At 46.9% G+C, this 24,612-nt stretch carries 24 protein-coding genes and 1 pseudogene; 2 read left to right on the forward strand and 23 right to left on the reverse strand.

Annotated features, from left to right (window positions below; translation table 11 throughout):
* Positions 1-5: 5 nt before the first annotated feature.
* From lspA to murJ, 4 genes are all read right to left on the reverse strand, one after another.
* The gene (gene lspA / locus B2U97_RS02775; RefSeq protein ID WP_253619815.1) at positions 6-533 is read right to left on the reverse strand and encodes a signal peptidase II; all 528 of its coding nucleotides are present in this window, start codon (positions 531-533) and stop codon (positions 6-8) included.
* Entirely contained in the window at positions 526-3,360 is a 2,835-nt protein-coding gene (gene ileS / locus B2U97_RS02780; protein ID WP_286823479.1) for an isoleucine--tRNA ligase, read from the reverse strand. Before ileS ends, lspA begins: the two co-directional genes overlap by 8 nt.
* A 26-nt stretch (positions 3,361-3,386) precedes the next feature.
* Entirely contained in the window at positions 3,387-4,325 is a 939-nt protein-coding gene (gene ribF / locus B2U97_RS02785; RefSeq protein WP_286823480.1) for a bifunctional riboflavin kinase/FAD synthetase, read from the reverse strand.
* Positions 4,326-4,386: 61 nt separating this feature from the next.
* Positions 4,387-5,949, reverse strand: a complete 1,563-nt coding sequence (murJ, locus tag B2U97_RS02790; protein ID WP_114981612.1) for a murein biosynthesis integral membrane protein MurJ — start codon at positions 5,947-5,949, stop codon at positions 4,387-4,389.
* Between the two features lie 193 nt (positions 5,950-6,142).
* Between murJ and rpsT the strand changes: the two genes are divergently transcribed.
* A complete protein-coding gene (gene rpsT, locus B2U97_RS02795; protein WP_054486760.1) occupies positions 6,143-6,403 on the forward strand; it encodes a 30S ribosomal protein S20 in 261 nt (86 codons plus the stop codon).
* Between the two features lie 107 nt (positions 6,404-6,510).
* Here the strand turns inward: rpsT and B2U97_RS02800 are convergent, their stop codons facing one another.
* The 19 genes and pseudogenes from B2U97_RS02800 to B2U97_RS02890 form a co-directional block, all read right to left on the reverse strand.
* Positions 6,511-6,804 (reverse strand): hypothetical protein, encoded by a 294-nt coding sequence (locus B2U97_RS02800; RefSeq protein ID WP_286823481.1) that lies wholly within the window; start codon positions 6,802-6,804, stop codon positions 6,511-6,513.
* Positions 6,805-6,806: 2 nt separating this feature from the next.
* Complete coding sequence (fliS, locus tag B2U97_RS02805) at positions 6,807-7,229, reverse strand: flagellar export chaperone FliS (protein WP_286823482.1); 423 nt, start codon at positions 7,227-7,229, stop codon at positions 6,807-6,809.
* Positions 7,230-7,245: 16 nt separating this feature from the next.
* On the reverse strand, positions 7,246-8,637 hold the full coding sequence (fliD, locus tag B2U97_RS02810; protein WP_286823483.1) for a flagellar filament capping protein FliD: 1,392 nt from the start codon (positions 8,635-8,637) through the stop codon (positions 7,246-7,248).
* A gap of 12 nt (positions 8,638-8,649) precedes the next feature.
* Complete coding sequence (locus B2U97_RS02815) at positions 8,650-9,060, reverse strand: flagellar protein FlaG (RefSeq protein ID WP_286823484.1); 411 nt, start codon at positions 9,058-9,060, stop codon at positions 8,650-8,652.
* A 215-nt stretch (positions 9,061-9,275) separates the two neighbouring features.
* Positions 9,276-10,031, reverse strand: coding sequence for a flagellin (locus B2U97_RS02820; protein WP_339613141.1), 756 nt, complete (start codon positions 10,029-10,031; stop codon positions 9,276-9,278).
* Positions 10,032-10,280: 249 nt separating this feature from the next.
* A pseudogene (locus tag B2U97_RS14115) lies at positions 10,281-10,730 on the reverse strand (flagellin); the annotation flags it as partial.
* Positions 10,731-10,945: 215 nt separating this feature from the next.
* Positions 10,946-12,160: a flagellar hook-associated protein FlgL gene (flgL, locus tag B2U97_RS02830; protein ID WP_272989683.1), complete on the reverse strand. Its 1,215-nt coding sequence runs from the start codon at positions 12,158-12,160 to the stop codon at positions 10,946-10,948.
* Between the two features lie 5 nt (positions 12,161-12,165).
* Positions 12,166-14,181, reverse strand: coding sequence for a flagellar hook-associated protein FlgK (gene flgK / locus B2U97_RS02835; RefSeq protein ID WP_286823485.1), 2,016 nt, complete (start codon positions 14,179-14,181; stop codon positions 12,166-12,168).
* Positions 14,182-14,271: 90 nt separating this feature from the next.
* Positions 14,272-15,240 (reverse strand): flagellar assembly peptidoglycan hydrolase FlgJ, encoded by a 969-nt coding sequence (gene flgJ, locus B2U97_RS02840; protein WP_286823486.1) that lies wholly within the window; start codon positions 15,238-15,240, stop codon positions 14,272-14,274.
* A gap of 14 nt (positions 15,241-15,254) precedes the next feature.
* On the reverse strand, positions 15,255-16,355 hold the full coding sequence (locus tag B2U97_RS02845; protein ID WP_011234391.1) for a flagellar basal body P-ring protein FlgI: 1,101 nt from the start codon (positions 16,353-16,355) through the stop codon (positions 15,255-15,257).
* Between the two features lie 10 nt (positions 16,356-16,365).
* Positions 16,366-17,040, reverse strand: a complete 675-nt coding sequence (gene flgH / locus B2U97_RS02850) for a flagellar basal body L-ring protein FlgH (RefSeq protein ID WP_011234392.1) — start codon at positions 17,038-17,040, stop codon at positions 16,366-16,368.
* 34 nt (positions 17,041-17,074) lie between these two features.
* The gene (flgG, locus tag B2U97_RS02855; RefSeq protein WP_011234393.1) at positions 17,075-17,863 is read right to left on the reverse strand and encodes a flagellar basal-body rod protein FlgG; all 789 of its coding nucleotides are present in this window, start codon (positions 17,861-17,863) and stop codon (positions 17,075-17,077) included.
* 21 nt (positions 17,864-17,884) lie between these two features.
* Positions 17,885-18,628 carry a flagellar basal body rod protein FlgF gene (locus B2U97_RS02860; protein ID WP_011234394.1) on the reverse strand — a complete coding sequence of 248 codons (744 nt, stop codon included), beginning with the start codon at positions 18,626-18,628 and terminating at the stop codon, positions 17,885-17,887.
* A gap of 120 nt (positions 18,629-18,748) precedes the next feature.
* Complete coding sequence (gene flgE, locus B2U97_RS02865; RefSeq protein ID WP_286823487.1) at positions 18,749-20,104, reverse strand: flagellar hook protein FlgE; 1,356 nt, start codon at positions 20,102-20,104, stop codon at positions 18,749-18,751.
* Positions 20,105-20,119: 15 nt separating this feature from the next.
* Complete coding sequence (gene flgD / locus B2U97_RS02870) at positions 20,120-20,803, reverse strand: flagellar hook assembly protein FlgD (protein ID WP_273024796.1); 684 nt, start codon at positions 20,801-20,803, stop codon at positions 20,120-20,122.
* Positions 20,804-20,817: 14 nt separating this feature from the next.
* On the reverse strand, positions 20,818-21,270 hold the full coding sequence (gene flgC / locus B2U97_RS02875; protein WP_153848902.1) for a flagellar basal body rod protein FlgC: 453 nt from the start codon (positions 21,268-21,270) through the stop codon (positions 20,818-20,820).
* Positions 21,271-21,276: 6 nt separating this feature from the next.
* Positions 21,277-21,681 carry a flagellar basal body rod protein FlgB gene (gene flgB / locus B2U97_RS02880; RefSeq protein ID WP_153848901.1) on the reverse strand — a complete coding sequence of 135 codons (405 nt, stop codon included), beginning with the start codon at positions 21,679-21,681 and terminating at the stop codon, positions 21,277-21,279.
* Between the two features lie 99 nt (positions 21,682-21,780).
* Entirely contained in the window at positions 21,781-22,617 is an 837-nt protein-coding gene (locus B2U97_RS02885) for a CheR family methyltransferase (RefSeq protein ID WP_286823488.1), read from the reverse strand.
* Between the two features lie 155 nt (positions 22,618-22,772).
* Complete coding sequence (locus B2U97_RS02890) at positions 22,773-23,708, reverse strand: chemotaxis protein CheV (RefSeq protein WP_034819609.1); 936 nt, start codon at positions 23,706-23,708, stop codon at positions 22,773-22,775.
* Between the two features lie 162 nt (positions 23,709-23,870).
* On the opposite strand from B2U97_RS02890, the gene flgA reads away from it, so the two are divergent.
* The gene (flgA, locus tag B2U97_RS02895) at positions 23,871-24,593 is read left to right on the forward strand and encodes a flagellar basal body P-ring formation chaperone FlgA (RefSeq protein WP_011234401.1); all 723 of its coding nucleotides are present in this window, start codon (positions 23,871-23,873) and stop codon (positions 24,591-24,593) included.
* The last annotated feature ends 19 nt before the right edge of the window (positions 24,594-24,612 follow it).

Below are 24,612 nucleotides of genomic sequence, written 5' to 3' on the forward strand. Positions count from 1 at the left end.
ACTCCTTACTGCCCGTGACCGTTCTCGGCTTTGTCCCGGCGGTTATCAAAAAAGGCTTCCAACAACATGAGTGCGGCACCAATAGTAATGGCCATGTCGGCTACGTTAAAGGCAGGCCAGTGCCACCCCTGATAATGAACATCAAAAAAGTCGATGACATAACCATACATTAAACGGTCAGCTACATTACCAATAGCCCCGGCCATAATCAGGGAAAAAGCTAAATTTTGGCGCCATAAACCCACTGGGTTGCGGCGCATCCAAATTAGCAGCACCACACTGATAGCAATAGCAATGGCGGTAAAGAACCAACGTTGCCAACCGCCACCGTCACTTAAAAAGCTAAAGGCCGCACCGTAATTGTGTACATAAGTTAAGTTGAATAGCCCGTCAATTAAAACTCGGCTTTCATAAAGCTCAAACTCACCAGCCACCCAAATTTTAGTAATTTGATCAATAACCACCAGCAACAAGGTCAGCCACAAAAAACGCAGCCCAGTTGCACGGTTAGTCTGGTTAGAAAAATCAGGCAAAACGACGCTCCTCACCTTCACCTTCAATATTGGTTACGCAGCGCTGGCATAAATCAGAGTGGTTCTCTAAAGTCCCCACCTCTTCGCGATGATGCCAGCAACGCTCGCACTTCTTGTATTCAGATTTTGTCACACTAACGGCCAGAGCCATTTTCTCCGCTTTAACGGCGTCTGAAGGTGCGTCATTAATAGAGGCCACTTGCGCTTCCGATGTCAGCAGTGCAAAACGCAACTCTTCACCCAAACGATTCAAGGCTGTCGCCAGTTTATCATCAGCGTACAAGGTTACTTCTGCCTGTAACGAACCTCCGATAACATCATCGCGGCGTGACTGCTCCAGCGCCTGGTTAACGACATCACGAATTTCCAATAACTGCATCCAGAACTCGTTCTCAGCGTCTTTAACACCAGAAAATTCATCAAAGCCCTGATACCAGCTTTCAGTAAAGACATACTGGCTGCGTTCGTTCGGTAACAAGTCCCAAATTTCCTGAGCGGTAAAGCTGCAAATTGGAGCCATCCAGCGCACTAACGCCTCGGCAATATGATACAGCGCCGTCTGACATGAACGCCGCGCTAAACCTTCAGATTTCGCGGTGTACTGTCGGTCTTTAATAATATCCAGGTAAAAGCTGCCCAGTTCAATGGAACAGAAATGCATGAGTTTTTGCACCACACTGTGGAACTGGTAGTTATTGTAGGCTTCCAGCAACTCTTGTTGTAAATCCGCCGCACGCCCTACAATCCAGCGATCCAGTTCAACCATATCTTCTTTGGCAACCAAATCCTGTTTAGGGTCAAAACCGCTTAAGTTCGCCAGCAAAAAGCGCGAGGTATTACGAATACGACGATACGCATCCGCTGAACGCTTAAGAATTTCATCAGAAACCGTCATTTCGCCAGAGTAATCTGCTGACGCGACCCATAAACGCAGAATGTCTCCGCCGAGTTTGTTCATGACGTCCTGCGGAGCAACCACGTTACCGATAGACTTCGACATCTTCCGACCCTGCGCATCCACAGTAAAACCATGGGTTAATACCTGGTGATACGGCGCTTCGTCATACATGGCGACACCGGTCACTAACGAGCTCTGGAACCAGCCGCGATGCTGATCTGAACCTTCCAGATACAAATCGGCAGGCCAGCGCAAGCCGTCAAACTCACGCAATACGCAATGGTGCGTAACACCAGAGTCAAACCAAACGTCTAAAGTGTCAGTGACTTTGCGATATTTGTCAGCTTCGTCGCCCAACAAAGTTTCAGGCTCTAAGTCGAACCAGGCTTGCACGCCGTCTTTTTCAATTAGTTGAGCTACTTTTTCCATCAGCTCAAGAGTGTCCGGGTGCAGCTCTTCCGTTTCACGGTTTACGAAAATGGCAATAGGGTTACCCCAGGTGCGCTGACGTGAAATACACCAGTCAGGGCGCCCTTCAACCATAGACTCAATACGACTTTGTCCCCACTCAGGGAACCAGTCGACTTTTTTAATTTGCTCTAAAGCACCTGCGCGCAAACCTTTCTTGTCCATGCTAATAAACCACTGCGGCGTCGCACGGAAAATAATGGGCGTTTTATGGCGCCAGCAATGCGGGTACGAGTGACGGTAGCTCTCGGCATGCATCAAGTTGCCCACTTCGCGTAACTTATCAACAATAGGTTCGTTCGCTTTAAATACATGCTGTCCGGCGAAAAGCGGCGTGTCGTCTTTGTAGACACCGTTGTCACCTACTGGGTTGTAAACTTCAATGCCGTATTTCTGACCCACTAAGAAGTCATCAACACCATGACCCGGTGCCGTATGCACACAACCGGTACCGCTCTCGGTAGTCACGTGATCCCCCAAAATGACCGGAACCTGCAGTTCAAACAACGGATGCTGTAATTGCAGACCTTCTAAGTCTCTGCCTTTACAGAAACCCAGCTTGTGGTAATGCGCAATGTTCCAGCGCTCCATGCAATCGGTCACCAAGTCATCGGCTAAAATCACACGTTCTGCGGGCTGGTCGTCGCTGGCTTCAACCTGCACTAAGGTATATTCAAGCCCGTCGGCCAGAGTCACCGCACGGTTAGCCGGAATGGTCCACGGTGTGGTGGTCCAGATAACCATGCTGACATTGCCTTCACCCACATGCCCTTCCGGCGTGCTGAAGCGCTCAACCGTTTCAGCCGTAGCCGCAACCGGCATACGCACATCAATAGCCGGCGAGTTTTTATCTTGGTATTCTACTTCCGCTTCCGCCAGCGCGGAGCCACAGTCTGTACACCAGTGCACCGGCTTGAAGCCCTGGTGCAAATGGCCTTTATCAATAATTCTTGCCAGAGCACGAACACTGTCGGCTTCCTGCTTAAAGTTCATAGTCAGGTAGGGGTTATCCCAGTCGCCAAGCACACCCAGACGTTTAAAGTCCGTACGTTGCTGGTCGATTTGGGTCATTGCGTATTCACGACACTTTTCGCGGAATTCGGCCAGATTTAATTTCTTACCTGGTTTGCCGTGTTTTTTCTCTACCTGCAGTTCAATTGGCAGACCATGACAATCCCAGCCCGGTACGTAAGGCGCGTCGAAGTCGCTTAAGGTTTTTGCCTTAACAATAACGTCCTTTAAAATTTTATTTACGGCGTGACCAATGTGAATTTGCCCGTTCGCATACGGAGGGCCATCGTGCAGAATAAATTTTGGCTTGCCCGCTTTAGCTTTACGAATTTGACCGTACAGGTCAGTTTCATACCACTGCTCCAGCATCTTTGGCTCGCGCTGAGCCAGGTTGCCGCGCATCGGGAATGCTGTTTCTGGCAAGTTTAAGGTGTGTTTGTAATCACTCATGGGTCACTGTTTCCATTTCCGCATAGTTACTGACTCCGGCACGCTAATGCTTCACGTGCGCGGGCGGCATCTTTTTCAATTTGTTCTTGTAAGTGCTGCAACGACGCAAAGCGTTGCTCATTACGTAATTTGGCCACCGGTGTGACCGTCATCTGCTGACCGTACAGATTGCCTGAAAACTCAAACAAATGCACCTCCAGCTGTACTTCGTCGCCATTTAATGTCGGCCGGGTTCCCAGGTTGGCAACGCCGGAATGTATTTCTTCGTCTTTACCAAACTGAGCTGTTACCGCAAACACCCCATGTAACGGACTTTTTAAACGTTTTAACGGCACGTTCGCGGTGGGAAAACCAATAGTCCGGCCATTTTTGCGGCCGTGTACGATTTTTCCGCATATTTGATAAGGCCGCCCGAGCATTTGTTCGGCCTGTTCAAAGTCGCCATCTTCTAGTGCCTGACGAATAGCGGTACTGCTAACTCGTTGCTGTTGCTGACGATAGCTGCGAGTATCGACCACCTCAAACCCCAGTTCTTTACCGGCCTTTTGCAGCAACTCGAAGTCACCTTCTCGCTTGTAGCCAAAACGAAAGTCATCGCCCACGACCAAAAACTTAACGCCCAACTTACCCACCAGAGTCTGTTCAATAAACTCGCGGGCTGGCTGGCTGGCAAACTTCTTATTAAATTCAATAACAATATGCCGGTCGACATTTTGTGCCTGTAACGCGAGGTATTTCTCACGCCAGTTGGTTAACCGTGCAGGCGCTTTTTCAGGCTGGAAAAGCTCTTGCGGTTGCGGCTCAAAGGTCATAACCGCGGAAGGCACACCCAACTGCTGAGCTTTTTCCCGAACCTGACTAAGCACCGCCTGATGCCCCAGGTGAACACCATCGAAGTTACCTATGGTCAATACGCAACCACAATGTTCAGCTCTGAGATTATGAGTACCGCGAATCAGTTCCATGCCCGCACAATCTTAATGTTTTCCGGAAAAGACGCGATTATAACTGATACCGAGGCGATAATCAGTACTCGCGCGCACGGAAATGTCTCGGTCTCATGCCAGTGATAACCAACACGCCAATATAAATGGCAGCGCCGAATCCTATCACCTGAGCCAAAAGCCAGGGCCGCTCAACCAACGAGCTGGTACGCCAAGCGTCAATGTCCGGGCTTAACCACAGCACACCCGCTATCATCGCAGTTGTTGCGAGAAGTACCTGTAGAATAAAACGCCCGGTGCCGGGTTGTTTCTTCAGAACCCCTTCTCGCCATAAAGTAACACCCAATAACCCGGCGTTAATAGCCGCAGACGCCGCCGTTGCCAGTGCCAACCCGACATAGCTGAATGGAATAGCCAAAGCAATGTTAAATACCATATTGGCTGCCATAGCAATAATGCCGTACTTAACCGGGCGCTTAGTGTCCTGGCGGGAGTAAAAGCCCGTTGCCAGAACTTTTACCATCATGAAACTTAGCAAACCGGTGGAATAGGCCATAAGACTGTACGACGCCATACGCGCATCGTCCGGGCTGAAGGCGCCGTGCATGAACAACACCATAAGCATCGGCTCTGCTAATACAAAAAGCCCCGCCATGGCCGGTACACCCAGTAATAGCACCATGCGAATACCCCAATCCAGCGTAGCACTAAAGTTTTCAGTCGATTTATCCACATGACGTGATGAAAGCGCGGGCAAAATAACCGTAGCAATGGCAATGCCAAAAAGACCCAGCGGAAACTCCAGCAATCGGTCGGAGTAGTACAGCCAACTTATGGAACCGGTCATTAAAAAGCTGGCAATGAGGGTATCCAGCAGCAAATTAATTTGGCTAACCGATACACCAAAGATAGCCGGTAACATCAGTTTGCGAATTTTGGTAACGCCCGGGTCTTTCCAGCCCCACAGTGGTTTAACTAATAACCCCGCTTTTTTCAGAAACGGTAGCTGAAATAACAGCTGGATAAAACCACCGAAAAAGACGCCCCAGGCCAGTGCATATTCCGGTTGCTCAAGCTGCGGAGCCAACCAGATAGCCGCCGCAATAACGGCGACATTCAAAAATACCGGTGTAAAAGCGGCTACGGCAAACTTGCCCAGCGTATTGAGTATAGCTCCGGCCATAGCGGCAAAACTGATAAACCATAAATAAGGAAAAGTAATGCGGAGTAAGTCGCTGGCAAGGACAAACTTTTGTCCCTGCGGGCCGTCATTCCACCAGTCTAAAAACCACCCCATACCAAAAAGCGCAGCCACAACCGGGGAAGCTACCACACCGAAAATGGTGACCACCGTCACAATGGTGCCTAAGGTGCCCGAGACCCGGGCAATAAGTAATTGCTGATCGGGCAGTTCTTTGCCCTGCTTGTACTCCGTGAGCACCGGCACAAAAGCCTGGGCAAAAGCGCCCTCAGCAAATAGCCGACGTAAAAAGTTGGGAATTTTATTAGCAAAAAAGAACACATCCGCTGCAGCACCGGCACCCATCAGGTTGGCAATGACCACATCGCGCACCAAACCCAATACACGCGATATAAGAGTCATAGCACTGACGATAAATCCTGAACGGAGCAAAGCTTTTGACAAGAGAGATCCTTTCGGCTGACAGCTAAGTTTCTGTTTTTGATTGTAACTGAGACCAATGGTGGATGCTATTTTATCAAAACCTGACTTAAAGCGGTGAGTTTTTCCCTTTTCGCTGTTGACTTTTACAGCAGAAAAGGCATAATCTGCGGCCTTTATAAGAGAAGCGTTCTGTTAATGAATTTAGGAGTTCACCTTGGCTAACATTAAGTCTGCTAAAAAGCGTGCGATTCAGGCCGAGAAAAATCGCCGCCACAATGCAAGCCGTCGTTCAATGATGCGTACTTACCTTAAACGTGTAATCGCAGCTATTGAAAAGAAAGACAAAGATGCAGCAAACACTGCAATGAAAGACGTAACCCCAATGCTGGACAGTTACGCAACTAAAGGTCTTATCAGCAAGAACAAAGCGGCACGTCATAAAAGCCGTTTGAATGCTAAGATCAAAGCACTGTAAGAAGAATTACTGACCTGGGCTTAGGCGCAGGAACGAAAAAACCGGCTCATATGCCGGTTTTTTTATGTCTGTCGTAACAGCCTGTTGTTGCGCTATCTACCTTAATTTTACTTAGTGTAAGCCTTAACGCCTTTTTTGCTTTTTGTAATTTTACTCATCGCAGACCGGGCTTTTTCCTGCTCAGCCTCCAATGTTGGCTGAATTTCAGTCAAGTATTCATCTGCTTCAGCAACCACAGTTACCCACTGCTGAGACTCTTGCCAATTGTCAGGAAGATGGTTAAGGCTTCTAATCAGTTCGGCCAACGTAGTGTTAGCAGATTCAAATTCTGAATCCGCTATCTCTTGTTTAAGCTGCTCATTTAGCTGCGCTAACTTCTCGGAATGCATCTTATCTTTCAAACTTAAGCGCCTGAAGCTTGTTGCATTTGATTCATAGCAACGTCACGTTGTTCCATTGGAATTTGATCCCATGCACCTTTGATGTCCAACATTAAACGCGCGACTTCATCAATAATGTTAACGTCTCGCTCAATAGATGCATCAGCAATACGAGTGCTCATATACATGTATAACTCACGTAAGTTACCGGCAGCGTCAGAACCCGCAGTGTCATCCAGGCTATAGCGCAAAGAATCGACAATAGCCTGAGCTTTACTTAGATAATGGCTTTTCTTTTCTAAGTCTTTTCGCTGAATAGCACCTTTGGCGTAATTCAGGTTTTCCAGCACACCCGCCATCAACATCTGTACCAGTTGATAAGGGTCAGCACCAGCAACGCGGGTTTGCAGAGAACCTTTAGTGTAGCCTTTTAATTTGGCATTCATACGATATTACCTCTAATTAATCGTTATTCCGGGTAAAGCCAGGAAGGTTAGCAAGCTGAGCACTGACCGAATTTCCGCGGCTTTGTAATTGACCAACAAGTTGGTCAAGTGCTTGATATTTCGCTCGTAAAGTCTCTTCCATAGACTCCATACGAAGGGCCAAATCTTCGCGACTTTTAGTTACTCGATCAAGACTCTGGTCAATTGAGTCTTTTCGCATCTCCAATGATCCGCCACCCTTTACATACCCATCTAAGAAACTATCCATTCGGGACGCCAGACCGTTTTCGCCACCAAAAACAGATTCCAATGCCGCCGGATTATCCTTCAGCACATCACTAAAACTGGTCACCGGGTTTTCGGCTTCAAGTTTACCGTCTTCGTCCATGCCAAAGCCTAAATCGAATAAGCTTTCTCCGCCTTCACCAAATGTTGAAGTCAATACATCATTCAACTGCCCTTTAAGGCTTCGGATAGTAGCATCGCCCTGAAGCATACTATTTTCGCCACCCATTTCATTTAAAGAGCCAACGACACCGTTATAAGCTTTTACAAACGCATCAATTGATTTCTTAATACCGTCTTCATCGCGAGCGATAGAAAGTTTGGCTGTTTCAGCATCTTCACTTTCTTTAACCGCGGTTATGGTCGAGCCCTGAATAACATCTTCAAACGTATTGGTGTCATTTCTGGCCTGAATACCATCAATTTCAATAATCGCATCAGTTGCTTTATCCGCATCGGCAATAGCCATACCACCTGCGCCGCCACCATTCGCCTGAGTAGAAATCGCATCAAACTCAGCGTTATCATTGGTAACGGTTAAGTCATTACCTGCACCGCTTACGCTTGAACGAAATACCAGCTTAGCTTCGGTTCCTGTATTAATAATATCGGCAGTTACACCAAAATTATCCTGTGAAGAATTCACGGCTTTACGAATATCTTCCAGACTTGAGCCTGCTTCAATATCCAGAGTAAAACTATTATCACCAGCGCCAAAAGTCAAAGAACCTGCGTTGGTATTTACCTCTGTATCTGAATCAGCAAAAGCGCCATCAGCCGATACCGCACGACTCCCTTTCGCCAACTGAGTCACAGAAATATTAAAGTCACCAGCTCCCGCATCATCTGTACTTTCAACGGTTACTACATCGCCCGACTCAGGCTGTTTAATCGACGCCTTCATCGCGCTGAATAAATCGCCTCCAGATAACTTTTCCGAGGCATCCTGAAGTTTTGACAATACCGACCGCATTTCACCAACTGCAGACAACTCTACCTGCAACCGTCCTTCTTGTTGATCAAGTCGGTTCGTTTTCGGAACGCGTTCCGCTTCAAGCGTCGCTTTAATGATGCCTTCCAGATCTAAACCTGAACGGGCACCTGTTGATGAAACTAATGGCATATCATCACCTCTCTAAATTTCGTTATCGAACAAAATTCCTGCCCGACTTTCTTCGTTATCGGCCATTTCTTCTATAGCTTTAGCTAACTTGACTGCAAGCTCGGAAGGTATTTGCCGAATTTTTTCACCGCTTTCAGTATCCATAACTTCGACAACTGGCGGATCACCCTTTTCGTCAAAAATAAACTGCAGACTGGTGTTGCGTATAATCGAGGATTTATTAATTTCTTCGACCATATCTCCAACACTGGGTTCCTCCAGTTGTTGGCTTAACTGAGACTTATCTGTACGTTCAGCTACCTTGTCCTGTACCTCATTTACAGTATCAATCACATCTTGCTTTTTAGGCTGCTGTGTCTGTACCGATCCTTTCCCTGTTGAGAGGAGGCTGAAATCGCGGGTATCCATTGATATATCCGCCATAATAATCACCTGTTCCCTATCAAAAACATCAATTAAGTTTTTAACGGACTAAAAAAACATCTGTCCTTGTATGTTATCGGTATAGAGTACTATAAACTTTAGCTTTTATTTGAAGTTTTTTTAACCACTGCTTTTTTCAGCTAGAAACTTTCTTGCGGACATAAAAAAACGGAGCCGAAGCTCCGTTTTTATACACTAGTAAGTTAGGGCGGGTATTAACCCAGTAACTGTAGTGCTGCCTGTGGACGCTGGTTTGCCTGCGCCAGGATAGTCTGTGATGCCTGCTGCAGAATCTGAGACTGAGTCAGTTTTGCAGTTTCAGCCGCAAAGTCCGCATCTTTGATTCGAGACTTCGCACCTTCCAGGTTTTCAGCGATGTTCGATTGGTTACGAATCGTTGACTGGAAACGGTTCTGAACCGCACCTAAGTCTGCACGTTGAGAATCAATCTGAGCAATCGCCGCATCAATAGTACCTAATGCATCTTGAGAACCCTCGTAAGTACTGATATCAACTTGGCCAATCTCGCTTAAAGTCGAACCACTTGCGCCGAAGATCTCAGTTTCATCAGCCGCTGTGTCATTAGTAATAGAGAAAGAATCACGTGATTCAAGCTGAAGCTCCGCGTCAACAACTACACTAGTGTTAGTGCCATCAACAGCAAAGCTACCACCACCAGAACCGGCTAATGTAATTGTGTTACCGGCAACACCACCAGAGATTTGAACACCGTTTACATCTTCAGCAACGATTGTCAACTCACCGCCATCAACAGTCGCGTCAATACCGGCTTTACCAAGGTCTTCAGAAAGCTTAGTCAGTGAACCGTTATATTTAGCAAGGTCAAAGCTCTCGTCGCCAATTTCTAATGTACCAGCATCTGTGCTCTGGAAGTTGGAAATTGTCGCTTCAACTCTCGTAGAAGCAGTAACACCTGTACCTGCATCGTTAACTTTATTGACAATATCCATTGCTTTATCAGTAGCTGTTACGCCAATAACCGCGTTGCCATCTGGTCCGCCTAAAGTGATGTCACCAGGCGCTAAGCCATCACTGAAGTCGGCTTCAGCTAGCGCAGTTTGCGTACCCAAAACACTACCAGCACCTGTAATCTTGTTGTTACCAATAGCATTAGCTGCAACATCACGAAGACTAACAGAGATAGTTTCGTTTGCGTTAGCGCCAACCTGGTATTTTTCAGTACCGAAGCTGCCGTCAAGCAAGTTTTTACCACCGAAGCTGGTAGTTTCTGCAATACGAGTAAGCTCTTGTTGCAGGTTACCAATTTCTTTTTGCAGCGCGCCACGGTCAACGTCTGAGTTAGAACCGTTTGCTGACTGTATAGACAGTGTACGCATACGTTGCAAGATAGTTGTTGATTCGTCCAGTGCACCTTCAGCAGTCTGCGCCATAGAAATAGCGTCATTTGCGTTGCGGTTCCCCTGGTTCAAGCCGTTAACCTGTGAGCTTAAACGGTTTGAAATTTGTAAGCCTGCAGCATCATCTGCAGCGCTATTGATACGGAAGCCTGACGACAAACGTTGAAATGCTTGGTCAAGCGAGTTACCTGAGCCCATCAGCTGACGCTGTGCGTTCAATGAGCTGACGTTAGTGTTTACATATAATGGCATAATAATGCTCCTCAGTTTCTGGCCTAAGCTTGGATTCATTCGTTGTTGCCAAGCTGGAGGAAGTGTTCGGCTTCGTGTTTCGCCTGGTTAAAGTTTCCTCTCACAAAGGGTATCGGCCGGGGTTTGGGGAGCTTTAGGATTTTTTTGAAAAATTTTAAATTTTTTTATGTGGGGTGGGTATTTGTTGTGTCGCCTGACGTAAACGTCAGCATGGATATATGACCTGACATAAATGTCAGGCTACACAACATTGGTCAGATATAATCGAACAGGCTCAAGCGGCTGACCCGAGTAAATATCTGCTGAGCCGCGGAATATATGGTTTCGTTTTTTACTAAATCCGTCATCGCTTCAGAGTAATCTACGTCAGAAATATCCGACCGCGCTTTTTTATTCACAATTTCAATATCGGCGTTACTGAGTTTTGCATTATCCATAACGTTTAACCGCGCCCCCACCGATGCCTGAGTATCAGTCAGGTCACCAATAACCGTATTAAAGTCGTCCAAAGCAAAAGCTATCTCGCTTTCATGGAAGCCTTTACTTTCCGGGCCTGAGGCGTCTAACACATCAGCTAAATCACCGAGTTGCGTCAACAAATTACGCGAAACCGGTTCACCTATACTATAGCTAAAGGAATCTCCAGCTACTGGCATATTATCTTTATCAAGCTCCAGACTCATACCGTTATATTCCACTTTACCGTTGGTAACCGTTCCCGCTACTACTGGGTTGACGCCATCATCAATCTCGTAAGTATCCGGTCCGGTAAAGTTAACAGTAAAGTCGGTTGGATCACCGGCATCAATGCGGGCTTCAGTATCAGTAATTAACGCATTGCGGTCTGTTACTTCTACTTTTTTGATAAAGTCATTGCCGCCGGTCAATTCAAAGTCGACCCGTTTAGACACATTTGAAAATGCCCTATTACCCGGGTCGTTAGCCGGTAGATAAAGGGTTGGAGACAATTGAATAGTGCGTTGCCCCTGGTCACCGACATATTGGTACGACTGAGTCGCATCATCAAATTCCATTGGCTGAGTACGGTTTTGGTAACCCGCAAAAATATACTCACCCGATTCGTCCTGAGCATTAGTCAGGTCGAAAATCGAGGTTTCAATATTTCGCAGTTCTGAGGCTATCGCTTTTCGGTTGGTTTGATCGTAGCTACCGTTACCCGCTTGCACGGCCAGAGTACGCGCTTTCTGAATAGCATCAGTGATACTACTTAAAACGCTTTCTTCACGGCGTAAATTATTTTCTAAGGTTACGGAGTTACGCTCAAACTGCTCGTTCTGACCAATTTTTTCATTCAGCGCCAACACTTGCGAGTTACCAATAGGGTCGTCAGCAGGGCTCAATATTTTTGTCTGCTTGGTCAGCATCAGCTGAATTTTATCCAGCTGACTTTGAGAGGTTTGTAAACTGTCCAGCCCACGCTGGAAAAATAAGTTAGTACTTAAACGCATAGTTATTACCTCAAGGACGTCAGCAGCGTATCAAAAATAGTCTGCGACGTTGTAATAATTCGGGCAGACGCAGTATAAGCTTGCTGATACTGAATAAGATTAGCCGCTTCTTCTTCCAAATTCACACCCGATTGCGATTCGTAAAGTGCTTCAGTTTGTGATCTAATCGCTTCGGCTGAGTCCCGCAGTACGCGGTTCTGACTCACCCGGCTCCCCACATCCGACACCAATCGTCCATAACTTTCATTGAAAGTCATAGTGGGCTCTGCTTCCTCACCACCAGAACGGCGGACCAATTGCTGCCGCTGCAAGTCGGCCATGGACTGTCCGTTACTGTTGTCATCGAAGCCGTTGGTGTTGTACTCAATGATGTACTCATCGCCTACCGCCGGTTCACCGTTAATATCAACTTCGTAGTCCGGGTCGGTTAAACCAGCCTGGCCTAAAATACCATTAAGATCTGTGGTTCCAGTAATGGAATTTATAAAGTTACCGTCTTTATCGAATACATCCAGGTCATAAGCGTTACCTGTCTGGCCAGTGACTTCTATGCGAGCAGGCGCACTGCCAAGCAAGGTGTTATTAGTAGTATCGTAGTAATCATCCGGTGTATTAATCGAATTAATTTCGATAGCCGCTGCGCCTTGATTATCCAGCCCATCTTTTACCCGAATAGGGTTGGCCAAAGCAATGTCTTCTGGTCTTCTTATCGCTAAACTGATTTCAGACGCCGCACCTTCAGCTGGCTTTGCCAGAAACTGGTCTCCAGCGTTCGCCGCCCCGGAAAGGTCTAAAGAAATTCCCAGCTCAACAATATCGACTGAGCCGGGTGATGCCTGAGTGACAGTAACTGTATTCGCGCCGCTGACTACTGTGCCGTCGCTGTTCACCGGAACTATCTCATATTCGTCCGGGTTACCTGTTTTGGTAATACGTAAATTTTCTGACGGAAAAGATTTACTGTTTCCTTCCAACACGCTGACGCTAATTTCGCCAGTACCGCCATTATCAGAATAAGGCAGCGCTTGTGACTCCGTTTTAGCTAGATCAAAAATTTTACTGCCTAACTGATTATCCAGGTCCATGCCTTTCTGGTTTTGAGTATTCATTGAGTCGGCAATACGAATTGCCAACTGCCCCAAACGTTTTTGGGTGGGCATTAACACTTCATCGCGATATTCCAGATAACCACCGACAGAGCCACCGACTTCATCGGTTGGCACGTAAAACTCACTTTTCTTACCGCCGCCATGTTCTTTTTGAAGCACCATTTCTAAACGTTCAGTATCCGGGTTACTTTTCACCGCAACCGCATTAAAGCGACCATCTTCTAAAACCAATGGCTGACCATTTTTCAGGTTAACCGCAATAGCACCGTTTTTTTGTTCTACGGTACTAAATTCCACTAGCTCGGCAAGCTCCCGCAGTTGTTCGTCACGCTTATTCAATAAGGCGTTAATATCACCGTTGTTACTATTTTTACCGGCCGATGACTGAATTTTTGAGTTCAGTTCAGCTAAATTTCCTGATATTGAATTAATGCGGTCAGTCGACAGCTTCAGCCTGTCGTTAATAATGCTTTTTTGGTCACTCAGATAACTGGAAAAGTCATTAAACTTAGTTACCATAGCGTCAGCTTCAGCAAGAACTAACTGCCGGGCAGTAACTGAGCCGGGATCATTATTTGCGTCCTGTAAGGTATTAAAGAAGCTCTCTACAGAGGAAGCAACATTCGTGGTGCTGTCACCAAGTAAGGTATCTAATTGCTCAGCCTGCTGGAGGTTCGCTTCATAATAGCTGACCTTTGAAATATCGGTACGCAACTGGCGGTTAGCAAACTGGTCAATCATACGCTGCACACGCACACGCTCCAGCCCACCGTATGAAGACTCGAAGTATTCGGTGCGCTCGCGAACATAACTGTCCGTGTTCGTATTATTAATGTTCTTACCGGTGGTTTGCAGGCTTTGCTGATGCGCTAATATGCCGTTCTTACCGATATTCAATAAGTCAAAACTCATTAATGACTCTCCAGTTACTCTGTGACCGTTATCGGCACCCAGCAAATATTATTTAGTTTGAGCGGCAATTTTTTGCCGCCTGTGGCACCACTAAATTTCTTTATCGACAAAAGCCGGGTTGTTTAATACCGACTGAATCTTCCGTGCATACTGAGGATCGGTTGCGTAACCAGCGTCCTGCAGTGCTTGCGTATACTGCTCCGGGTCATCAGCCACTTTTAATGCCTGCTGGTAACGCGGATGCTCTTTCATAAAGTCAACGTAGTCCTGCAAGCTCTGTTCCACATTGGCATATGAACGAAACGCTGCGCGCTCTTTACGAGCTACTTCTCCGTCAAACTCCAGCGTACTCACATGAGACTTATCGCCATCCCAACGCGTATCGGCTTTTATATTGAATAAATTATTGCTAGAGCCACCGTGTCTTCCGGGCACTAGGCGTTTCCCCCACCCGGTTTCCAACGCGGCCTGCGCCATTAAAACGTCAGGATCCAGGCCAGCCTCTTTAGCCACTTTCTCGGCATGAGGTTTTAATGCCGCAATAAAGCTCTGCGGCGAATCAAAAGTTGCGTTCCCGTCACTTAGTTTCGCGGTATTAACGCGCTGATTACCATAGTACAAACCGGCATCAATACCGCCCTGATCACTCAGTTGAGTGCTCATGTCGGCACGGTTTTTCATGCGAGGATCATCAAGGTTGGCACCACTACGATTCATAGACTCCGAAACATAACTGTCGTCGCCACCCAACTGTTTTACCATCAATTCCGCTAAACCTAAGCTGCCCTGGCTAGACAGCTCAGAGGTCAATTGCTGGTCATACATATCGCGGTACATATTGGTGTAGCGACTGTCCAATAAATTGTCTTTCTCAAACACCGCATTGGCCTTACGCATACTGCCCATGACCATGTTCAGGAATATAGCTTCAAACTGCTGCGCGGCTTCCATCAACGCTTCTTTATCACCTGGTTTAAACGCACGCTGACGCAGCCCGTCCAGGCTGTGCGTATCCATAGCGTGTTGCGCTTGTTTTAGATGAGAGTCTGAAACCGTCATAATTATCGTTGCCGTTAAATAACGATGAGTTCACCGGATAATGCACCGGCCTGTTTCAATGCTTCCAGCACCGCAATCATGTCGCCGGGAGCCGCACCAATTTGATTCACCGCTCGCACTAAATCATTCAATGTTGTACCCGGTTGGAATACAAACATGCGTGCATCTTCCTGATTCACGTCGATAATCGACTGCGGCGTTATAGCTGTCTCACCGTCAGCAAATGGGTTCGGCTGATCGACGTTCACATTCTCAGCAATGGTAACCTGCATGTTCCCGTGGGCAACGGCTGCCGGTCTCAGCTCGACGTTCTGACCCACGACAATGGTGCCGGTACGCGCGTTCACAATAATTTTCGCTGACGCAGATGCCTGCTGAACTTCCAGATTTTCAAGCGTCGACATATAGCTTACGCGTTGGCTTAAATCCCGGGGAGCTCGCACCCGGACCGAAGTCGCATCAACGGCCTGGGCTGTACCATCGCCAACTAAATTGTTAATGGTTTCAGCCATGCGCTTCGCGGTCGTGAAATCGGACTGATGCAAATTAAAGGTAAGATAATCGGAAGAGCCAAAGCCAGAGCGCACTTCACGCTCAACAACGCCACCATTAGGAATACGACCGACAGTCGGCGTATTAATAACTATACGAGAGCCGTCGTTACCTTCAGCCCCCAGGCCACCTACAATAAGACTGCCCTGCGCTACCGCATAAACTTCCCCATTGGCGCCTTTTAAAAAAGTCTGCATCAAAGTGCCGCCGGTCAGACCATCGGCGCTGCCGACAGAAGACACCGTCACATCAATTTTTTGTCCGGGTTTAGCAAAGGCCGGTAACTCCGCATGCACGGCAACTGCCGCGACATTATCAATTTTTGGACGTTCATTTGCCGGAATATTAATACCGAAGTTGCCCAGCATGGTACGGAAAGTCTGATCGGTGAAAGGCGTTTGTTCTCCGGTACCAGGCAGACCGACTACTAAACCATAACCAATTAGTTGGTTAGAACGAACTCCCTGAACCGAAGCAATGTCTTTTATACGCGAAGCCTGTACCGGTGCCGCAAGCATTGACAATAAACTTACCGCCAGCGCAAAAATTTTAAGCGTTCTCATACCTTACTCCTTAGAATGGCCATATCGGGCTGTTAAAGAAGCGAGTTAACCACCCCTGCTCCTGAACCTGAGCCAGACTACCGGTACCCGAGTATTCAATGCGCGCATTGGCGACACGGGTTGACGGGATTTGGTTTGCTGCTGTTATATCCTGGGGACGGATCATGCCGGTTAAACGAATGTACTCGTCACCCGTATTAATGCGCATCCACTTTTCACCACGAACAATTAAGTTACCGTTTGGCAGCACTTTTATAACTGTTACGGTAATTTCACCATTCAACTGATTACTTTGGTCTGAGCTGCCGTCACCACTGAATTCTCGAGTGCCATTAATACCGGCAGACAGCGGATTACCGCCGACGGTAATATTACGTCCAAACGCCGTGGGTGCAGCTAATTCAGCTGTACTCTCTTTTGATGTTTCCGTTGTAGCCGTTTTGCTGGCTGTCGTTTGTTCCCGCAAAGTGACCGTAATAATGTCACCTAACCGGCGAGCTTTAATATCGGAATACAAATTATCCGCGTAAGCATCCTGAAACAGAGAACCCGTTGGCACCACAGGCTGAGCACGCTCTTCCGGCAATACGGGTGCGTAATATGGGTCATCCGGCATGGGTTTATGCGGCGTTTGCACACAACCGGCTAAAACCAATGCGGTTAAAGAGAAAAGTAAAGAACGCATAAAGTCACCCGCTATTATTTAATGACGACAACAATTAAAGCTGCTGGTTAATGTAACTCAGCATCTGATCCACAGACGAAATCACTTTAGAATTCATCTCGTAGCCGCGCTGGCTCTCAATTAAGTTCACCAACTCTTCAGTCACATTCACATTCGAAGTTTCCAGCGCGCCCTGAATGGTGTTACCCATTCCGTCAACACCCGGAACCGCCTCTAAAGGAGCACCACTTACTGCGGTTTCTTTATAAAGGTTCTGTCCCATAGGTTGTAAGCCCGCCGGGTTAATAAAGTTAACCAGGTTAATCTGACCAACCACTACGTTATCCGGGTTACCAGGCTGCGTAACAGTAACCTCACCTTCTTGTGAAATACTGACCGACATAGCGTCTTCCGGTATCTGAATAGCAGGCTCAATGGTATAACCATTACCCGAAGTCACAATTTCCCCTTCTTCATTTAAAGAAAATTGACCATTACGGGTATAGGAAATATTGCCATCCGGCATTAGCACCTGAAAGAAACCTTTTCCGTCAATCATCACATCAAGCGAATTGTCGGTGGTCTGCACGTTGCCCTGGGTATGAGACTTTTGCGTTGCAACAACTTTGGTACCTGCGCCCAGCATTAAACCATTAGGTAATTCGGTGTCTTGTGCAGACTGACCGCCCGGCTGGTTGATGTTCTGATACAGCAAGTCTTCAAACACTGCCCGACTCTTTTTAAAGCCAATAGTGCTGGAGTTCGCCAGGTTGTTGGAAATAACTGAAATATCGCGCTGCTGCGCGTCCAATCCGGTTTTACTTATCCATAATGCTGGGTTCATGGTCTTTCTCCTGGGCTAAACTTAGCTCATTCTCATCAGCGACTCAGAACGCTGAGCATTCTCGTCGGCCGTTTTCATTAATTTGACGTTCATTTCATACTGGCGCTGCAAGGCAATCATGTGCGTCATTTCTTCGACACTATTTACATTACTGCCTTCCAGAGCGCCAATTTGCAGTTTTACGTTGGCATCGGCGAAAGCTTGTTGGTCGTCTTTTAACTTAAACAGGCCATCGTTGCCTTTTTCCATATTACCGTTCGGCGGGTTTACTAATTTAATGCGGTCAATCACTTCCATCGCGTTCGCCGGAGCTCCCATCGGACGTATAGAGACATTCCCGTTCGCTCCAATAACCAGATTATCTATCGGCATAGGAACAAATATGGGGCCGTTATTGCCGAGCACTGTCTGCCCTGTTGAGTTTTTCAACAAGCCATCAGTGCCGACTTCAAGGCTACCATTGCGGGTATAACGTTCATTACCGCTGCCATCGTCGACTGCAATCCAGCCCTGATCTTTAATGGCAACATCCATGTTCCGGCCGGTTGTTTGTATTGCTCCACTGGCAAAATTTTGCCCGGGGCTTTCCGTCATAGAAAATACCCGAGTTGGCAAACCTTCACCAAAGGCCTGCATGGCCCGCGCCTGTTGCAAGTCGCCTTTAAACGCCGTGGTATTGGCGTTAGCTAAGTTGTTGGCACGAACAGCGACAGCGTTCATATTTTCCTTCGCGCCGCTCATTGCTACCCATAGCATCTTGTCCATAGCTGACCTCCAGCCAAAATTTTGTCATCTGGGTTCTATAATGTAGATAATGCAGATTTCGTGCCAAAAACAAAAAAGACGCCCGAAGGCGTCTTTTTTAAGCTAATAACCGAGAAGTTATTATCGAATCTGAAGAATCGTCTGATTAATGGTGTTGTTAACCTCTAACGAACGCGAGTTGGCCTGGAAGTTACGCTGGGCGGTAATCAAATCAACCAGTTCTTTGGTCAGATTAACGTTAGAGTTTTCAAGTGCTGATGCTTCAATACCACCGAAAGTCCCGGTGTTGGCTTCACCAGCTAAAGGCTCGCCAGAATCAATGCTTTCCCGCCACTTTGTACTACCTATCTGGGTTAAGCCTTGCTCATTAGCAAAACGGACAATCGCAACCTGTCCTAAATACTGGACATCACCATTAGAGTAGGTTGCGGCAATTAAGCCTGCCTTATCAATGTCCACATTTGTCAAACGACCAACAGTACTACCGTCCTGATCCAGGTTGGTTACTTCAAAGTCAGATGCAAACTGTGTCGGACTTGTAGTACCGCTCAAATCCTGAAAGTTGAACTGAACCGTTTGTGCGGACGCACCATTATTCAGGTAGGGGTCACCATCGGCGTTATTACCAGATAAGTCGATAGTGCCCGGGTCAAATGTTATCTGTCCTGCAGGCACGTCCGGCTCACCACTGCCTAAGAAGTTGATTTCTAAACCTGAGTAGCCATTAACAGAGTCCCTTGCAGGTGGCGTCGATGTCGCCGTGCCGGTTGGAGCTAAATCAATTTCGTCGCCGTCAAAAGTCGCATAAACATCCCACTGGTTGTTGCCGCGCTTCACGTAATAAGTTGACAACGTATGAGATTCACCTAGTGAATCGTAAATCGTAGCGGACGTAGAACTGTGGTAAGTACTTGGTGTTTCGGGATCAAATGGGTTAGCTGTTCCGTCAATTGGTGAACGACGCGCATCCACGTTAAACGCGGTAAACACGTTGTCTGTGCTTTGCGGCGCGCCAGCAACGTCCGGAATACGGATAGGCTGAGTCGTAGCCAATGCGGTAGAAGAGTTTGTGCCACTATTACGATCAACCTGATAACCCTGCAGGTAATTGCCCTGATTATCGACAATAAATTTATCTTCGTTAAGCTTAAAAGCGCCTGAACGAGTGTAAGTCATGTCGCGAGAACCTAATCCGTCAGTGGTCGCAAAAAAACCGTTACCACTAATCGCCATGTCCAACGAGTTTTCTGTAAAATCCAGGGTCCCCTGGCTAAATTGCTGCGCAACTGATGAGGTCAAAACACCATCACCAACCTTAGTGTTACCCGCATTAAAAATACTGGTTGCGTAAACATCAGCGAATTCAGCACGCGACTGCTTAAAACCCGTTGTTTTTACGTTTGATATGTTATTCGCGGTTACATCTAAGTCTTTTTGTGATGCGTTGATACCGCTGAGTGCAATATTAAATGACATAAGTCACCTCACCTGTTAGCTAATTTCAGTTACATCAGAAAGCTTGATGCCACCTAAACCTTTTAAATTCAAAACGACACCGCGGTCACCGCCGGTGCTGACACTTTGCACGCGAGCGTGCATTTGTATGGGCAATTCTTCACTCTGCCCTGCCACTTGAGCATTCACTGAGAAAGAGTAGTTACCGGCTGGAGCTTCATCACCATTTTCCAGTTTTCCATCCCACTCAAACTCTTTAGTTCCCTGAGCCATATCGCCAATTTCAATGGTCTTGACGGTAGCGCCGGTTGAGTCTTTAATACTTATCTTCACATTTTGAGCCGTTTGCGGAGTGGCTATCATGCCGCTAATTCCTGCTCCGCTTTCCAAGTTAGCCTTGCTGGTTGGTACCAACACTTTACGACCAACCATAGTCGAGGCCTGCAACGCCTGATTTGACGTCATATCACTGGCAAATTGGTCAAAACGCTCAGAGAGGCCAGTTATTCCCTCGGCCATAGTGAAACTGGTCATTTGAGCAATCATCTGATCATTTTCGACCGGCTTAGACGGGTCCTGCATATTCAACTGTTCAGTTAACAGCTTGAAGAAGTCTTCCTGCTCAAGCTTGCTCCGCTCATCCGGATCAGCATATCTGGCATCGTCTTCTTTTTTCCACTTCATGTTGTCGATGTAGGAATTAGTGCTTACGCCTTCCATTTGTTATCTCCTGCTTACCCTTGACCCAGACGCAATAAACGTTGTGTCATTGTTTTGGCAGTGTCCGCTACCTGTACGTTGGTCTGGTAGGAACGCGAAGCCGAAATCATATTTGCCATTTCTTCCATGGTGTTGACGTTTGGACGGTAGATATAACCGCTTTCATCAGCCATAGGATGATTTGGAGCATACTCAATTTGCAGCGGGTCCTGACTTTCTACAATACCCAGTACTTTGACACCAGCTTCCTGACCGGCCTGGGTCTGATTCGTCAGGCTGTTGCCGCGGTAATTGCCGTTAGCATCGGCTAAAGCTGTTGCAAAAACCGGGTTTCTGGCCCTATAGGTTTCATCAATACTGCTACTGATTGAGTTAGCGTTTGCCAGGTTACTTGCCGTTGTATTCAGCCGCACTGACTGAGCACTCATAGCCGAACCGGTCACATTAAAAATGTTAAAAAGACTCATGACTTATTATCTCCCTTGTCCGCCCAGGGCCTTCTTCACACCGCTGATGCGGCCATCAAGAAAGTTCATGGTCATTTCATACTCCAACGCATTTTGTGCATACAAGTTTTGTTCCAACTGCACATCAACGGTGTTGCCGTCGCCGGTATCCGGCTGCGTGGGTACGCGGAACTTTTCAGTTCCCTGAGGTTGTATTTCAACGCTGAAATGCTTTTCGTGAGTACGTGCCAGCTTGTAATTTTCCATACCGCGTTGCGCTTGTTGCAACGCCTGCTGGAAGTCCAGGCCTTTAGCTTTGTAGCCGGGGGTATCAGCGTTGGCGATGTTATTGGCAATAAGCTCCGCGCGCTGAGTGCGTACACCCAGCGTGTATTGCTGTATTCCCATAAGCTTGTCCATGGAAAGTGCCATATTTTTGTCTCCACAGTGTTCGATGGTGAAGACAATGCAGGAAGTGTGCCAATTTAAGGAGGGTTATTACTTTTTCAGACGGACATTTCCTGCAGGAAACTATTTTCTCCGGTAAATTATGCCTGGCTGGCAGCGGATCATCTCAAAATCCTCAGTAAGTCCTGAAATTGATTCGGATGCACCAAGGAAAAGATAACCGCCGGGGTTCAGCGATTGCCGGAATTGGGCAATAATTTTCCGCTTTACTTCAGGGGCAAAGTAAATAAGAACATTGCGGCAAAAAATAACATCGAATTTGCCCAACAAAGAATAGCTGTCCAGCAAGTTTAAGTGACGGAAATGAATAAACTGCTTCAGCTCGTCTTTTACTCTCATGGAGCCGGCTTTAGTTTCGGCGTCAGTAAAAAACTTCTTTCTACGCTCAGCCGACAAACCACGCGCAAGAGCCAGGCTATCGTACTCACCAATTGCACACTGCTCAAGCACCTTATTAGAAATATCGGTCGCCGTAACTTTTATACCGGCTCTTAACCCACCCGGATTCTTCGCCTTATACTCTAAGTAGGTCATGGCAATGGAATAAGGTTCCTGCCCCGAGGAACAGGCTGCAGACCAAATTTTTAAAGGCCCGGTGTGATTTTTATATTCCGGAAGAATACGGTCATTCAGAATTTCAAACGGGTAAGTGTCACGAAACCACAAGGTTTCGTTGGTTGTCATGGCATCAATAACCGCTGCCCGTAACGCCCGCTCACTTAGCTTCATTGAGCGTTTGACAAGCTCCGCCAGCGAATCGACATTAAACCGGCCCATTAAAGGGCTCAGCCGACTCTTCACCAGATACAGTTTACTTTCGCCCAATACGATACCGCATTGATGCTCAAGGAACTGACGAAATTCCTGATATTCCGATAAACTTAATTCGCGATCTATCACGTTATATAAACAACTTCCGTTTCAGTTTCATTCGTTTCGTAGCCTGACGTTTAACGTCAGGTTCAATATTCTTACCCGGCACCTAAGTTTGCTACGAGACCGTAGCCTGACGTTCACGGCAGGTCGAATATCGCACCTGATGCAATAGCATCAGGCTACGCAATAACTTCTGTGTTCAGCCATTTTTGTACGGCGGTCGCCAGCTCATCCGGATGAAATTTTGCAATAAAATCATCGGCACCGACTTTCTTCACCATAGCCTGATTAAACACACCACTCAATGATGTATGTAAAATAACATGAATATCGCGTAAATTTGGATCAGCCTTCAATTCAGCGGTAAGCGTGTAACCGTCCATAACTGGCATTTCTACATCGGAAACCAGAACGGGCACATGAGGATGAACTAAGCCCCCCACTTCCTTAGCTTTATCTTTTAAGTAATCTAAAGCTTCTTTACCGTTCTTTTTAACTTCGAGCGTAATACCCAAAGACTGCAATGCACGTTTTATCTGGTTACGGGCAACCGAAGAGTCATCCGTAATCAAAATGGTTAAATCTTCTTTTGCAACATTGATAGGTGCATTCGCGACTTCTTCGCTGACATCCATATTAGCCGGCATAATATCAGCTAAAATGCGTTCCACATCAATAATTTCAATTAATTCATCTTCCACTTTGGTCACCGCGGTAAGATACGCATCTCTTCCGGTACCTTTGGGCGGCGGCATCACATCTTCCCAGTTGATGTTAATGATGCGATCAACCCCTTCAACCAAAAAGCCCTGAATGGTTCGGTTGTACTCAGCAATAATGACGAAACGATTCTGAATATCGGTTAGCGCCCGACCACCGGTCGCCATACTCAAGTCAATAATGGATATAGCCTGACCACGGATATGCGCAACGCCACGAACCAGAGGGTTACGATTAGGCATTGCGGTAAGTTTAGGGCATGGCAATACTTCGCGTACTTTAAATACGTTGATGCCGAAGCGCTGCCTACCGTTTAGATGAAACATTAATAGTTCCAGTCGGTTTTGACCGACCATTTGTGTGCGTTGATTCACTGAATCGAGAATGCTAGCCATTGTTCACTCCTGTTATGTGGCAGGCTACTTCTACTTCGGCACGGTATTTGCTTGTATCTACATTAACCATACTGAAACCATCGAACTGCCGATCTTTTGACGTTATACCGTTTTTTTCGGCACTCGACCAGATAACCTTAACGGATAACATCAGGAATTTTTATGATAGTACGTAAATCGCTGCTGATCAGTTCGATTTTTTTTATAACTTGTGGCATTAATTCCGTTAACGCAAAAACGAGCGGTTCAGATGAAAGTCTGCGCTTTAATTACAAAGCGTTACAGGAACTGGCTCACAATTATGTGGAACAACGGGTTTCAGCGCCGGATAATGGTCGTGTGGAAGTCGTTGCCAATAACCTCGACCCGCGCATGGCTCCCAAAATTTGTTCGCAGCCACCAAAAGTAGGCCTGGCAACTAACGCCAACCTCGACAGCTACACTACCATTGAAATTGAATGTGTAGGCAAAACTAACTGGCGCACCTATGTGCCTGTTCGAATTTATCGCTACAAAAATGTTGTTACCGCAGCCTCACCTATGGCTCCGGGTCAAATGATAAGCGAGAGTGATTTAGTGTTTTCCGAAGTTGACCTTAACCGGGTTCGCTCAAATGTGTTTACTGACATGACGGCTTTAGTTGGAGCCCGCATTAAAAAGCGCATTGCTGCAGGTCAGGCAATAAGTGCCAGCGATACATGTCTTGTATGTGAGGGGCAAAGCGTTACAATAGTTGCACAAGATAAAACGTTGCGAATTACTGCCGCCGGAAGAGCCCTGGCTGATGGTCTCAAAGGTGAATCGGTTGTTGTTGAGAACGCACGATCGAACAAATCAATACAAGCGGTTGTCACAGGACTAAACGAAGTGACTGTTAATTTATAAAATGCTTAATCAGAACCTG

Origin of the sequence: Idiomarina sp. UBA3176, assembly GCF_002364295.1 — a bacterium.
Taxonomy (GTDB): domain Bacteria; phylum Pseudomonadota; class Gammaproteobacteria; order Enterobacterales; family Alteromonadaceae; genus Idiomarina; species Idiomarina loihiensis.